At 69.6% G+C, this 15,237-nt stretch carries 8 protein-coding genes; all 8 read right to left on the bottom strand.

Annotated elements, in window-relative coordinates:
* A partial coding sequence (locus D7X12_RS06035; protein ID WP_147443541.1) for a type I polyketide synthase occupies positions 1–1,383 on the bottom strand: 1,383 nt, incomplete at its 3' end.
* Positions 1,384–1,418: 35 nt separating this feature from the next.
* Positions 1,419–2,999, bottom strand: coding sequence for a long-chain-fatty-acid--CoA ligase (locus D7X12_RS06030; protein WP_120624305.1), 1,581 nt, complete (start codon positions 2,997–2,999; stop codon positions 1,419–1,421).
* Between the two features lie 41 nt (positions 3,000–3,040).
* On the bottom strand, positions 3,041–3,442 hold the full coding sequence (locus tag D7X12_RS06025) for an acyl carrier protein (RefSeq protein ID WP_120624304.1): 402 nt from the start codon (positions 3,440–3,442) through the stop codon (positions 3,041–3,043).
* Positions 3,439–6,723, bottom strand: coding sequence for an aminotransferase class III-fold pyridoxal phosphate-dependent enzyme (locus D7X12_RS06020; protein WP_120624303.1), 3,285 nt, complete (start codon positions 6,721–6,723; stop codon positions 3,439–3,441). Before D7X12_RS06020 ends, D7X12_RS06025 begins: the two co-directional genes overlap by 4 nt.
* 17 nt (positions 6,724–6,740) lie before the next feature.
* Complete coding sequence (locus tag D7X12_RS06015; protein WP_120624302.1) at positions 6,741–9,557, bottom strand: type I polyketide synthase; 2,817 nt, start codon at positions 9,555–9,557, stop codon at positions 6,741–6,743.
* Positions 9,558–9,631: 74 nt separating this feature from the next.
* Positions 9,632–10,474, bottom strand: a complete 843-nt coding sequence (locus tag D7X12_RS06010; protein ID WP_120624301.1) for a hypothetical protein — start codon at positions 10,472–10,474, stop codon at positions 9,632–9,634.
* Positions 10,475–10,535: 61 nt separating this feature from the next.
* Positions 10,536–11,366: a fatty acid desaturase family protein gene (locus D7X12_RS06005; RefSeq protein WP_120624300.1), complete on the bottom strand. Its 831-nt coding sequence runs from the start codon at positions 11,364–11,366 to the stop codon at positions 10,536–10,538.
* A gap of 61 nt (positions 11,367–11,427) precedes the next feature.
* Entirely contained in the window at positions 11,428–15,156 is a 3,729-nt protein-coding gene (locus D7X12_RS06000; protein WP_158619977.1) for an AMP-binding protein, read from the bottom strand.
* Positions 15,157–15,237: the final 81 nt, after the last annotated feature.

The following is a 15,237-nucleotide window of genomic DNA, read 5'->3' as shown; positions in this document are numbered from 1 at the left end:
AGCAGGGGGAGGGCGGGGTGGCTCCTCGATGACGAGATGCGCGTTGGTGCCGCTGAACCCGAAGGAGCTGACGCCAGCGATGCGCGCCCGCTTGCCTCGGGGCCACGCGACGGGCTCACGCGGGACGGCCACCGGGAGGTCCTTCCACGGGATGCGGCTGCTCAGCGCCCCCAGGGTCGGGTAGCCCGGAACGGTCTCGTGCTGGAGCGACAGGATGACCTTGCAGAGCCCCGCCATGCCGGCGGCGATCTCCGTGTGGCCCACGATGGTCTTCGCCGAACCCAAGAGGAGCGGCCGGTCCTGCGGGCGGCCGGGACCGAAGACCTCCGCCAGCGCGCCCACCTCGATGGGGTCTCCCAGCGCGGTGCCGGTGCCGTGGGCCTCGACATAGTCGACCTCCGCCGGCTTCACCCCGGCGCGCGCCAGCGCACGGCGCACGAGGGCCGCCTGCATCGGACCGTTGGGGACCGTCAGACCGGAGCTCGCGCCGTCCTGGTTGAGGGCTGACCCCCGGATGACCGCCAGGATGCGGTCGCCGTCCGCCTTGGCCGCGGACAGCGTCTTGAGCACGAGGACCGCGACCCCCTCCGAGCGCACGTAGCCATCGGCCAGCTCATCGAACGTCTTGCAGCGACCGTCCGGCGCCATCATCCGCGCCTTGGAGAAGGCCGCGGTGATCTCAGGCGCGAGGATCAGGTTCACGCTGGCCGCGAGCGCGACCCGGCACTCCCCCTTGCGCAGGCTCTCACCCGCGTAGTGCACCGCCACCAGCGCGGACGAGCACGCCGTCTCCAGTGACACGCACGGCCCGTTGAAACCGAAGGTGTACGCGAGCCTCCCGGCGGCGACGCTCGTGGCGTTGCCCGTCCCCAGGTAGGCCGTGACGTTCTCCACGTTCTGGAGCGCCATCCGGCAGTAGTCGGACGTACACACGCCGACGAACACGCCGCTCGGCGAACCGTACAGCGCGTCCGGCGACAGCCCGGCGTTCTCCAGCGCCTCCCATGACAGTTCCAGCAGGAGGCGCTGCTGCGGGTCCATCAGCGCCGCCTCGCGCGGAGAGATGCCGAAGAACGGCGCGTCGAACCGGTCCACTTGTTCGAGGAAGCCGCCGTAGCGCGTGGACATCTTGCCCGGCGCGTCGGGGTCCGCGTCGTACAGCGCCTGGATGTTCCAGCGCTCCGGGGGCACCTCCGTGATGCTCGGCTCGCCCCGGTGGAGCAGGGACCAGTACGCATCCGGGCCCTCCGCGCCGGGGAAGCGGCAGCTCAGGCCCACGATGGCGATGGGCTCGTCCTGGGTTCTTCGCAGGACCGCGACCTCGTTCTCCAGCCGCTCGATGATGCGGAGGACCTTCTCTGACTCCCGGACGGTCTGCGACATGACGTGATGGCTCCTGCGTGCCTGGGAGGTTTGAGTCAGTTGACGCGCTTCTCTCGGCCTGCCCAGTACGGCTCGCGCAGGACGCGCTTCAGCACCTTGCCGCTCGGGTTCCTCGGCAGCGCGTCGACGAACTCCACCGTGCGCAGCATCTTGAAGCTCGCCAGGTGCTTGCGTGCGAACGCCATGACGTCCGCCTTGGTGACCGTGGAACCGGGACGCCGCACCACGATGGCGATGGGCAGCTCGCCCCAGCGGTCGTCGGGGATGCCAATCACGGCCACGTCCGCGAGCTCTTCGTGCTGGACGAGGATGCGCTCCAGCTCCGCGGGATAGATGTTCTCACCGGCGGAGATGATCAGGTCCTTGATGCGGTCGGTGACGTAGACGAAGCCATCCGCATCCACGTAGCCGGCGTCGCCCGTGTGGATCCAACCGTCCACGAGCGTCTTGCGCGTCTCCTCGGGGAGCTTCCAGTACTCGAGCATGTGCCCCGCGGTCTTGAAGGCGATCTCCCCGACCTGTCCGGGCGGCAGGCTGCTGCCATCCGGGCCGAGGATCCGCACGGACACGCCCCGCAGCGGCCGGCCGGCGGACTTGAGCCGCGGGTTGGCCGGGTCCAGGTGCTCCGCCGAGGGCAGGAACACCGCCATGTTGGTCGTCTCCGACAGGCCGTAGTTCTGCGTGAAGCGGCACTTGAACAGCCCCTGCGCACGCTCCAGGAGCGGACGGGGCATGGGCGAGCCGCCGTACACGAGCTGGTCCACCGAGGACAGGTTCGCGGTCCGGCTGCCCGGCTCCGACAACATGAAGCGGATCATCGCCGGGACGAAGGCGACCTTGGTGATGGCGTACTTCTCGATGAGCTCCAGCGCGGCGGCGCCGGTGAACGCCTTCATGATCACGTTCGTCGCGCCGTTGACCAGGCCGTGGACCCCGAACCACAGGCCCCCGACGTGGAACGTGGGCAGCGCGAGCAGCGTGATGTCGCCGTCCTTCCAGTGGATCAGCTCGTCACCGGAGCGCACGACCTCCCGGATGACGTCGAGGAAGCACCCATGGGACAGCACCACGCCCTTGGGCCTCCCGCTGGTGCCGCTGGTGTAGACCTGCACGACCGGCGCGTCCTTGTCGATCGGGCCGGCCTCGTGCTGTGCGGAGTGCGCATCCCGCCAGGCTGCGTAGGCCGGGTAACGCTCGGAGGACCCCTCGAGCAGGATGACGCGCTTCAGTCGGGGGCACGAAGGCAGGAAGGCCTCCACCATCGGAGCCACCTCCGGGGTGATGAACAGCAGCTCGGCCTCCGAGTCCTGGACGATGTAGGCGATCTCTCCCGCCTCCAGCCGCCAGTTGATGCTGAGCATCACCCTCCCGGCCTTGGCACACCCCAGGAGCAGCTCGTATGCGGACTCGCTGTCCGTCCCCAGCATCGCGACGCGCGCCTGACGGGGGATGCCTTCGGCGATGAGCGCATTCGCGACGCGGTTGCTGCGCTCCTCCAGCGCGGCGTACGAAACGCGGCGCCCCTCGGCGATGAGCGCGGTGTGATCAGGGATCGCGCGTGCGTGGAGGCCCGGGATGTCGGCCAGGGTCGCGACGGCGTCGTAGTGCTCCAGCATGGTGGCTTGCTCTCTCTTTGAGGCGGCGGGGGCCGGACGACTCAGAGCTCGTACTTCTCCAATTTCTTCCGGAGCTGCTCTTCGATGGAGTCCAGTGAAGCGGTTGCGCCATCGTCCTGCGGCTCGCGGACGGTGTCCTCGCCTGCCGGTTCTCCGAACGCGACGCTCACGACGTACGCGGCCAGGCTCTCCGGGCTGGGATAGTCGAACAGGAGCGTCGTGCGCAGCGGGCACCCCAGCTCCTCCTCGAGGAGTTCCTTGAACTCCAGCGCCCGCTTCGAGTCGATGCCCAGGTGCTCGAAGCGCGAGCGCGGATGCAGCTCGCCCTCTTCGACGCCCAGCTCGTCACGGAGGCTTCGGAGGATCGACTCCACGAGCAGGTTCGTCCGCGCGGCCGGGGACGCGGTGGTGAGCCGGTCGCGCAGACCGAGGAGGGAGTTCATGCGGCCCCCCGGGCGAGCGTGGCCGCCCGCTTCGCGTAGTTCTCCACGATCTTCGAGTACAGGTTGAGCAGGCCGTACACGGCATCCTCGGCGAACAGCGTCGTGTCGTAGTCCAGCTCCAGGGTGATGTCCGTCGGGAGCACGAAGACGTTGCAGCTGAGGTCGAACTCGATCCGGTCGTTCGCCGCGGAGACCAACGCGGGCTGATGACGGTCGAAGCGCGGCAGCTGACTCACCGGCTCCACGTTGAACGTCACCTCGACCGGCGCCCCCTGGGCCTCCGACGTCGCCGCGCGGTACTGCTCGCACATCTCCGCGTACGGGAACATCGAGTGCTTGAACATCTCCGTCATCTCAGTCCGGGTGCGCGCCAGGATGGCGTCGAACGTCGCGTCCTGGCCCTGCACGGGGACCAGGGGCAGCAGGTTCACGCACGTCCCGACGATCTGCTTGAGGTCCCTCATCGTGCGGTTGGCGAACGGGATGCCGATGACGGGCAGGCGCGTCCGATAGGCCCGATGCAGGAACACCTGGAAGCCCGCGAGCAGCGCGGTGAAGGGCGTCACGCCGTCCGCCTTCGCCTGCGCCTTGAACAGCGAGGTGACCTCCTCCCCGATGCTCAGCCGCGCGCGGCCTCCCGGGCGACCCCCGATGGCACTCCGATGCCGGATGGGACCGAAGGCCTGGGCGCGCTGGTAGCCCGCGATGGCGTCGATGGCCCCCTGCCAGAAGCGCTTGTCACTCGCGTACTGCTCGCCCTGGCGATAGCCCGCTTCGTGCTCGATCCACCGCGCATACGGCACGTTCGCCGCGCTCGCGCTGGAGGCCGGGCTCCCGCTGTAGAGCGCCGCGATGCGCTCGAACACCGAGACGAGCGCCCAACCGTCGCAGACCAGGTGGTGCACACAGAGGCTGACCAGCGTGGCGCCGTCCGCGAAGCGCGTGATGCGCACGCGAACATTCGCGCCTGCATCGGGAGACAGCGGCGTCTTCTGCTCGGCCGCCATCAGGCGCTCGATGAGCCCGGACTCGCTCGCGCGCTCGGGTGACTCGACGCGCTCGATGTGGACGCGCCGCTCGGAGGCCGGGAGCAGCTTCTGCGTCCGCCGCTCCAGGTCGAAGCGGTACCACAGGGCCTCCTGTCCGCTCAGCACCGAGACGATGGCCGCCGACAGCCGGTCGGTGTCCACCGCCTCGTCGAAGCGCAGCCCGTAGCAGAGGTTGCAGGCGACCGAGCCGTCGGGCCCGCTCCGCACGAGCTCATGGAAGCGCCGCTGCGCATCGGCGATGGGGCGCTCCGCCAGCGCACCGGCCTTGCTCGCGTCCCGCACCGGGAGGAGCCGGTGCGCGACCAGCTCATGGGCGATCTTCCGCACGGACTCGACGAAGCGGCTCAGCTCCTCGTCGGTGTGCTCGGTCGACAGGAAGCAGTTGCGCCCCTCCCAGATGAAGTACCCCGCCTCCAGCAGACGGTAATAGAAGACATCGAGGCTCCCCTTGGTGGAGAACCGGAAGAGCGAGGAGAAGTGCTCGACGGTGACGTCCGCGCCTTCGGCCTCGAACGCGGCGTTGAGCTGGGTGCTGAGCCGCTCGGTCCGCTCGTTCATGGAGCGGTAGAGCTGGTCGTCCAGCCCCTGGATGTGTTCGAGCACGGCGAGCGAGGCCGCCATGGCCAGCGGATGCTTGGTGAACGTGCCAGCGAAGAAGATGGTGGGTGTGCCGGGGAAGCTCGCGTCGCCGTACTGCCAGAACCCACCGTCCAGCACGTCCATGTACGCGGCACTGCCGGCGACGACGCCAATGGGCATCCCGCCCCCCACGACCTTGCCGTAGGTGCACATGTCGGCGCGGACGTCGAACAGCTGCTGGGCGCCGCCCTTGGCGCAGCGGAAGCCGGCGATGACCTCGTCGAAGATGAGCGCGATGTCGCGCTCCTGGGTCAGCTTCCGGAGCTGGCGCAGGAACGCCGCGGGCTGCAGGCTCGGCGCGCGGCTCTGCACCGGCTCCGCCAACACCGCGGCGATCTCCTTCGCGTGGCGTTCGATGTAGTCGAGCGCGCTCTGCTCGCAGTAGTCGAGCACCACGGTGTCCTTGACCAGGGACGCGGTCGTTCCCAGGCTGGCCGGCCGGCTCTCGTCGCTGGACGCGCTGCCTCGCGCGAGGAAGGCGTCGAACGTGCCGTGATACGAGTTGCGGAAGATGACCACCTTGTCCCGCCCCGTCTTCGCCCGGGCGAGCCGCACCGCCGTCATCGTGGCTTCGGTTCCGGTGTTGCAGAACGTCACGCGGCTGTGGCCCGTCAGCTCACAAATCAGCTCGGCGACCCGTCCCGCCAGCGGCGACTGCGGGCCAATGGGCATCCCGCGCTCCATCTGTGCCCTGACGGCCTGGACGACGAAGTCGGGGGAGTGGCCGAAGAAGTGCGCTCCGAACCCCATCGTGAAGTCGAGGTACGTGTTGCCATCGACGTCGGTGACGTGAGCGCCCTGCGCCTTCTCCGCGACGATGGGGAAGACCATCTCCTTCAGGAGGGGCCGGAAGCCGGCGGAGACCCGGTTGTCGGCGAGGACCTGTCGATACTGCTGGGCCAGCCGCTTCGACTGCGGCGCCTTGGCCGTCACGCTCGCGGTCAGCTGCTGGATGTGCGCGACCTTCTCCACGTCGTCCTCGCGCTCGTCCTTCCCCAGCTTCACGGAGAAGGCACTGAACCGGTCGGCCTCGGCCTTGCCCTGGGGGGCCGCGGGCACGGCGCGGACCGGCGCGGTGCGCTCCGGCGTGTTCACGCGCTGGAGCGACGTGGGCGCGGTGCGCTCCGGGGTGCGCTCATTCGCCGCCGCCCCCGCCGGCCGCTTGCCGAAGAGGCTCAGCTGCCGCGCCATCAGGTCCAGCTGCTGCCGGACGATGTCCTCCAGGCCCTGGCGGCTGCCGTCGCCTCGCGGCGCCAGGCTCGCCAGCGCGAGCTCGGGGAGGGCAGGGGACTCCGGGGCTGGCTCGGTGGCCGTGGAGGGCTCCGTGGAGGTGCCCTGCTCGTGGATGTGTTGCGCGACCTTGGCGATCGTGTTGACCCGCTCGTAGATCTCCAGGACGGTGAGCGACACGTGGAAGCGCGCGTTGATCTCCTGGAGCACCTCCAGGAGGATCAGCGAATCCGCCCCCATGTCGGCGAATGGCAGGTGCGGGTCGATGTTCTCCGGCGCCTGCTTGAGACAGTACGCGACCTCGCGGAGCACCGAGTCCGTGATCCGGGACACCGCGTCGTTGCTTGACGTTTCGAGGCTCATGTCAGTTCCCCTGGGGGCTATTGGTCGTCCAGCAGCGCGAGCTGCTGTCGCATGACGTTGATCTGTCGATCGATGAGGGCGTGCACGGCGGCATCCGGCTCACCGTGCGTTCCGGTGTCGGGAATCACGGCCCGTTCGCGCGGAGGCGGGTGGGCGGGCGTCACGTGCACGGGAGCGCTCGGCATGGGCGCGCTCAAGTCGGTGGCGCTCGCGGTCCAGTAGCGCTTGCGCGCGAGGCGGCGCGCCGGGAGGGAGATCCGGCCAGGCGGCGCGGCGTGGCCCAGCGGCGCGAAGTCGAGGTCGAACCCCAGCTCGTACATCGCGCCGACCGCGCGGAGCAGCGACTCCCGGGCATCCCGGTCGCGCACGACGCTGCTCAGCGCACGCACGCGGGCGCCATGGTCCGCGGCGACGAGCTGTGAGAGCACCCGGTCCGGACCGATTTCGAGGAACACCTGCGCGCCCAGCCCGGTCAGCGTCTCGACTCCCCGGGAGAACTGCACGGGCATCGCGATGTGTCGGCCCCAGTAGTCGCCGCCGAGCGCACCCGGGGGCACCACCGCGCCGTCGAGGTTGCCGACCACCGGGAATGCACCCGCTCCAATGGCGAGGTTCCGGGAACGCTCCGCGAGCCGGGCCGCGGCATCGTCGAAGGTGGGGGAGTGGAAGGCGTGCCGCGTCCGCAGCGCGCGGAACCGCACCTGCTCCCGCTCCAGGCGCTTGCACAGGTGCTCCACCACCTGGCGCTCACCGCTGACCACGACGCGCTGCCTGCCGTTGACGGCGGCGACGTGGAGCGGTTCCCCCAGCTCACGGAGCAGGGCCGTCAGCGACGCCAGGTCCATGGACACCGCGACCATCGCGCCGTCGTGGGAGACCGACTGCATCAGCCGCCCGCGCTCGTCGACGAGTGCCACGCCATCCGCGAGGGACAATGAGCCGGAGACGGTGTGCGCCACGAGCTCGCCCACGCTGTGCCCGATGCCGAACGCCGGGGTGACTCCCAGCGCGGTCCACAGGCTCGCCAGCGCGTACTCGAAGGCGAACAGGGACAGCTGGGCGGCGTGGGTGTCCCCCGTCAGACGCTCGTTGCCGCCTTCGGCCGGCCCGTACACGAGTTGCGCCATCGACACGCCCGCACGCTGGAGGATCAGCGCGTCACAGGCATCGAACGCGTCCCGGAACGGCCCGGGCGCCTCGTAGAGATCGCGGCCCATCCCGACGTACTGCGAGCCCTGGCCGGTGAACATGAAGGCCACCTTCGGCTTCTCGCCCGCCGCGACCGGGAGCGGCGCGGCCTGGGCGTGCTCCTTCCGAAGGGCTTCAATGGCTTCAGCACGGGTCCGCGCGACGCAGCTGCGCCGGTGCGTCAGGTGCTCCCGCGTGAACATCAACGTGTCCGACACGGGTTCGAGCGCGCCCTCCGACGCGGCGAGGTGGGACGCGAGCGCGGCCGCGTCCTCCGCCAGGCCGCCAGCGAAGTGGCTCGACAGGGGCAACAACACCGGACGTCCGGTCTCCACTGCGGCCAAGCCCTGGGGGACGTGGCGCTCCAGCACCACGTGGGCGTTGGAGCCTCCGAAGCCGAACGAGCTGATGCCGACATGGCGCAGGTGCTCCGGCAGCGGCAGGGCCTGCTCGGCGATCCTCAACGCGCAGTCGTCCGCGCGGAAGAAGGGCGCATGCGGGCGCTGGACCGGGTGCGGCGGAATCACCCCGTGTTCGAGGATCAGCATGCCCTTCAACAGCCCGCAGAGCCCGGCCGCCGCTTCCGCGTGGCCGATGCTGGCCTTCGCCGAACCCACGAAGCACGACGCTCCGGGAGCCCCGCCGAAGACCTCCTGGAGCGCGTTGAGTTCAATCGCATCCCCCAGTGGCGTCCCCGTGCCGTGGGCCTCCACGTACGCGATGTCCGCGGGCGACAGCCCGGCGCGCTCGAGCGCGGAGCGGATCACCCGGATCTGGCTGGCCCCGTTGGGGGCGGCAATGCCGTTGCTGCGACCATCCTGGTTGATGGCCGTGGACGCGATGAAGCACCGCACGGGATGCCGCGCGAGCGCCTCGCTGGCCACGCGGCGCAGGACGACGACCGCCACGCCTTCGGCGCGACCGTAGCCGTCCGCCTCGGCGCTGAACGTCTTGCAGCGCCCACTGGGCGAAAGCATCTTCGCCTGCGAGAACGCGAGCGGCAGGTCGGCCGACAGGATGACGTTGACGCCACCGACGATGGCCAGGTCGATTTCACCGCCGCGCAGCGACTGCATCGCGAAGTGCAGCGCGGTGAGCGACGACGAGCACGCCGTGTCGATGGCCAGACTGGGGCCCTTGAGGTTGAGGAAGTAGGAGATGCGCCCGGCCAGCAGGTTGTGCGAGTTGCCGATGCCGAAGTACCCGTCCACGTGCTGCTTCTGGCCGGAGTCCAGGCTCATGTAATCCGAGCTGCCGACCCCGATGAACACGCCGACGTTCGAGCGCTGAAGCTCCGCCCGGGTGATGCCACCGTCCTCCAGCGCGTCGTGCGTCACCTCCAGCAGGAGGCGCTGCTGGGGATCGAGCTTGAGCGCCTCGCGCGGCGACACGCTGAAGTACTCGGCGTCGAAGCCCGCCACGTCGGAGAGGTAGCCCGCGCGAAGCGTCGTGATCTTCGGGCCCAGGACCGGATCCCTCGCGGCCTTCCACAGGTCGCCGCGCGAGGCGTCCGGCTCCGCCGCCGCCACACGCCCCTCCACGAGGAGCCGCCAGTATTCCCCCAGGTCCGCGGCGCCGGGAAACCGCCCCGCGGCTCCAACGACGGCGAACCTGCCCTGCTCGGCCGATGTCATGCGCTGTCCCATGTTCCGATCCAGGTTCCGTCCCCAGGGCCCCTGCAGGGGCCCGCACCGGAGTCCGGCGCGGGCCTCGCGGCGCTTCAGGCCGCGCGCTTCACGTCGCGGTCCTTCGCCGCCAGCATGTCGACGAAGCGAGCCCACTCCTCCAGGACGTCGTTGAGGAAGGTCTCAATCTCCGCGTAGCGGTCCGGCGTCAGCGCCTGGCGGACGATGTACCAGCTGTCCTCGGAGTGGTCGTGATCGACGATGGTGCCGTCGTCATCCTCGACGTGGATGCTGTGGTAGCCCTTCGAGATGTCCGTCGGGCAGACGGCGATGGTGTTGTCCGCCCACGGGCCGTAGTAGGGGATGAACGCGGTCTCGATGCCGGCGAGCACCACCGCGAGGCGGAGGTGATCTCCGAAGCTGCCCAAGAGCGACTTGCGCACCGCGTCCGCTTCCGGCGACGGCGCGTACGAGGCCCAGCTCTGCTCCGGGTGGCCCACCGCCGTCAGCGTGTCGACGAGCTGCCAGTAGTGGGAGAAGCCCGGGTGCCCGACGAAGCCCGTCTTCCCGCGCGGCGTCGGCTTGTAGCCCAGCTCCTCCAGGACGTTGAGCTGGATGAGGAAGCGCGCCGCCATCTTGGGCTTCGCCCCCAGCCTGCGCTCGAGCGTGCCGGTGGTCTCCATCAGGCGGATGAGCGCGTCGCCAAAGTGCTCGGCGAAGGCGTGGCGCACCTCCGAGTGCACGATGCCCATCGACTTGAGCGTGAACTCCTTCCGGGCGAACGACGCGATGACCGGATGGTTGAACAGGCGCGAGCCCTTGATGGTGCGGTCGAGCTTCTGCGTGAAGGCCTCGTTGTCGCGCCACAGCTCTGGTGCAATGGACTCACGCACGATGCGGCGGGAGGTGTCCCTGGGGTTCTCGATCGGAAAGGTCATGTCGGTCTCCTGCTGCGGGAAGGTCTGCCTTTGTTTCGGGATTCGAGCGCCGGACGCCACGTCACCCGCGCTGGGCGGCGGGCGTCGGCTTTCGCCGCTTGATTTCCTCGCCCCAGCCGGGCCCTTGCAGCTCGGCGGGGATCTTCGATGCCAGGGTGCCCTGGTGGTACTCGGGCAGGAGCGTCCAGTGCAGCGCCTGCTTGAAGTGGTGCGCGGCGTGGTAGCCCGCGTTCCACGTGAACCAGTTGTAGAACCGGCCGGTGTGCGTCCGTGACGCCGTGTAGTCGTCGCCATACGGCAGGCCGGCGTGATGGGCATACGCGGACCACTTCAGCGCGTAGAGCATCAGCAGCATGTTCGCGACGAAGACGATGAGCGCCGGGATGGGGCGGTAGAGGATCAACCCGGCGAGGCAGGCCACCCCGAGCGCCAGGTACACCAGGAACTCCGTCCTGAGGCGGGGGTTCTTCCTGCCCAGCACGAAGCACGACGGGTAGTGCCAGAGCAGGCACCGGGCCGCGAACTCGTGGCGCCCCATCGCCGTGCCGTCGCGCCGCCGCCAGTTGAGCGTGTCCAGCTCCGGTTGGTCGTAGCTCGCGTGGTGCCCCACGATGTGGTTGAGCGTCCCGCTGAAGGGGGAGGACCCGGTCTCCAGGAAGATGAGCAGCTCGAGGAGCCGGTTGAGGGGCTGGAACGAGAACGTCCGCGTATGCATGTGATTGTGGTTGTACGCGACGACCGAAAGACAGAACGGCACCAGCGCCAGCGTGCCGGCCACCAGCCATCCAACGCTGTCGACAAAGAGATACAGCGACAGCTGAGCAGCGAAGGTCAAGACAATAAGGAGCACCGCCCAGGCGTCCGCCGGGTAGGGGATCAGCTTATTCCGCATGGCATTGCCTCGTGAAGTTGATCACAGACGGCGGAGCACCGCCGCGTGGGTTGCGGCGGGACTACTCAGCCGCCGTCGAGCCGGTTCGCTTGTTCAGCTTTCCCAGGAGGAAGCCGGCGAGTTCCCGGATGTTCGGGTAACTGAAGAGCACAGAAGGATCGACCGTCAGCGCGTATTCCTCTGACAGCGCGGCGCCCAGGTCGATGGAGTCCACCGAACCCAGCCCGAGCATGGCGAACTCCACGTCGGCGCTGAGCGACGCGACGGGCTGCGAGGACCGGCCGGAGATCCACTGGCGGATGAACGCCTCGATCTCCGGACGGCTCACCAGGCCCGGCCGCGCCACGACGTGCATCGTGGGGGGACGCGGCGCTTCCGCCACCGGCACCGGCACCGGCACCGGCACCGGCGTCGTGACGGCCTGTCGCGGCGGTGCGGCGGGAGGCGGCTTCACCGCGCCGCCCGGAGGGGCGGTGAAGAGCGCGTCGAGCGACGTGTTCGGCATCGCCGTGGGGTTCTCCCGGCGCCCGAACTCGCGGTCCACGGCGTCACCGAAGGCTCGGAGCGCGTCGACGCTGGCCAGGGCGGGGAAGGCGCGCGCCGCGCTGTCGACGCGGGCCCGGGCCGCCTGGAGCCGCTCGAGCAGCCAGCGCGTCGCGGCCGCGTCGCCGCCACGTCCCGCCGAGGCTGCGTACAGCACCAGGTGATTGACGTACTCGCCGATCAGCTGCCCCTGCCAGTCGTCGAGGGACGCGTCGCGCTCGCCCGGCTGCGTGGCCAGGAGCGGGCCGAGGACCGCGTCGTAGTGGGTCCTGACCGTGTCCTCGTCCAGCAGCTCCCGCAGGTAGGCGCGGATGACGGGCCGGCCTCGCAGCACCGACGTGCCGACGAAGTGGTTGAGCGTCTCCGTCGGCCCCTCGAAGATGCGGAAGATGCGCGCGTCCCGGAACAGCTGGGGGATGAAGTTGGACTCGATGTAGCCCCGTCCACCCGCGAGCTGCATCGTGCGGTCGACGGTGGTCCACAGCAGCTCGGTGGACACCGACTTGCACACGGCGAGCACCTCCGGCGCCACCGCCTGGCCGGCGTCGACGCGCGCCGCGGCCCCGTCCACCAACGCCTCGATGGCGGCGATCTGGTGCATCGCCTCGGTGAGCACCGAGCGGGTGTAGGGGTTGTGGAGGAGGGGGCCCGTGGCCACGCGCCGGCCCCCGGCGTATTGGAGCATCAGCTGGACGCACAGCCGCGTGGCACCCAGGCACAGGGACGCGATGGCCATGCGCCCGTAGCACAGGGTGTCCTGCGCCACGGTCATGCCCTGCCCCAACTCCCCGAGCACCTGCCACGGTTCGACCGCGACTTCCTCGAAGAAGACCGTGTTCTGGATCATCCCCCGGAGGCCCATGGTGAGCGCCTCGGGCCCCTGCCGCACGCCCGCGCTCGTCTGCGGGATGGCGAACGCGGTGATGCCCGCCGGGTGCCCGTTCGCGTCCACGTTCTTCGCGAACACGTTCATCAACCCCGACCAGGCCGCGGAGCCGCTCCAGATCTTCGTCCCGCTCACCCGGTACCCATCACCGGAGGCACGCGCGGTCGCTTCAATGGCCTGGGGATTGGACCCCGCGCCCAGCTCCGTCAGGGCGAACGCGGCCAGCTCCCGGCCGCGCGCCAGCGACGGAAGGAACTGCTCCTTGAGCCGTTCGCTGCCGAAGCGCAGGACGGGCCGGACGCCCAGCACGTTGTTCAGGCCGACGAACAACGCCAGGGTCATGTCCTTGCTGCCCAGCAGCTCCATGACCTTCAGGAACTCGCGGGTGGAGAAGCCGAGCCCGCCGTAGGACTCGGGCACCAGCATCCCGAAGAGGCCCTGGTTGCCGAAGTCGAGGACGACATACGGTGGCACCGTGCGGCGCTCGTCGATGAGATAGGAATTGAGCCGCGTCGCGCAGTAGTCGCGGATCCACGCGAGCTTCTGCTCGACGACCGCCCTGGGGGCGCTCGCGGGCGTGGGCGCGGACACCGGCGCGGGCGTCTGGCGGGGACGCTCGGCCTCCCAGGCGTGGAGGACCTCCAGTTGCTTGTCGAGGAACGACCGCCGAACCTCGCCGCGCTGGATCTTCCCGCTGCTCGTCTTGGGGACCATGGCCGGGTTGACCAGGGCGATGTAAGCGGGCGCCACGCCGTGCACCTTCAGGACCTCACGGCGGATCTGGGCGACGAGTTCCTCGAAGCGCTCCGCCACGTCCTTGCCGCGCACCACCGCCTGGACGATGCCCAGCCGCTCGTCGTCGAAGCTGAACGCGGCGCCGCAGTGGACCCGGAAGTCGTCCGACAGCGTCTGCACCGTCTCCTCGATGTCCTGGGGGTAGTGGTTGAAGCCGTTGACGATGATGAGTTCCTTGATGCGGCCGGTGATGAAGAGGTGGCCGTCCCGGACGAAGCCCAGGTCGCCGGTCCGCAGGAACGGACCCTCGCCGGTGTCGGTGGTGTAGGCGTGGAACGCGTCGGCGGTCGCCTTGGCCCGGTTCCAGTAGCCCCGCGTCACGCTGTCGCTCTTGAGCCAGATCTCACCGACGCGCAGGTCGGGCTGCACCGTCCAGCTCCCCGGGTCCACGATCTTCACGACCTGCTCGCGCCCGTCGATGGCCATGCCGACGAGCGTGTGGATGCGCGTCGCGTCCCCGGTGCCAGCGCTGGCCGGAACCACCGTGCCCCGGTGGATGGCGTCGCGCTGGACGTCGAACGTCGTCGGCGGCTCGCCGCGCGGACCTCCCGCGACGAACAGCGTGGCCTCCGCGAGCCCGTAGCAGGGGAAGAACATCTCACGCCGGAAGCCGGCCCGCTCGAACCGGCGGTGGAAGCGCTCCAGCGTCTGCGCCTTGATGGGCTCCGCGCCGTTGAACGCGGACCGCCACGACGACAGGTCCAACGTGTCGATGACCTTGTCGTCCACCTTCTCGATGCAGAGGTCGTACGCGAAGTTCGGCCCCCCCGCGCAGGTGCCCCGGTACGTGGACACGGCCTGAAGCCACATCGCCGGGTCGCGCACGAACGACTTGGGGGCCATCAGCACCGAGCGCGCGCCCAGCGACAACGACTGGAGGATCATCCCGATCAACCCCATGTCGTGGAACAACGGCAGCCACGTCACGATGACGCTGTCGCGGGTGTTCCCCATCGCCACGGCGACCATGTGGTTGTTGTGGACGATGCTGCGGTGGGTGACCATCACCCCCTTGGGATCGCCCGTGGACCCGGACGTGTACTGCAGGAACGCCAGGTCGTCGGGCAGGGGCGGGGTGAGGTCGACGGTCGCGGGGTCCACGTCGCCGTGCGCGGCGATCAACTCCTCGATGATCAGGGCGCGGCAGCCCGGGAACTCGGCGAGCTGCGGACCGTGGCTGGCCTCGACGGCGCGCTGGACGAGCATCGCCCGGGGCTGGCAGTCGCGGAACACGGCGCGCAGCTTCACGCCGTCCTTGTCGTTGGCCGGAGGGTAGAGGGGCACCGCGATGGCGCCGGCCGCGGTGCAGGCCAGGAAGCCCACGATGTATTCGAGCCCCGAGCGCATCACGAGCAGGACCCGCTCCCCCTGGAGCCCCTCGCGGCGGAAGTGCGCGGCGAGCCCGAACACGGTCCGCGCCAGCCCTTCATAGGAGATGAGCTGTTCGGGCTGGTCGCGACCGCTCAGGAACGTGTAGGCGTTCTTCCCCGGCTGCACCTGCGCCCAGTGCCGCAACGCATGGACGAGGGTGGGGGAGAACTGGAGCGCGTCCCCAGGGGCGGCCATGACCATCTCTCGGCCGGCCCCGGTTGGATTCTCGATGACCCGTTGTTGTGGCTGCACGTGCGTCATGACTCCATGTGGGGC

Source organism: Corallococcus sicarius (assembly GCF_003611735.1).
GTDB classification, from domain to species: Bacteria; Myxococcota; Myxococcia; order Myxococcales; family Myxococcaceae; genus Corallococcus; species Corallococcus sicarius.
This window is presented reverse-complemented; position numbering and strand designations above follow the sequence as displayed.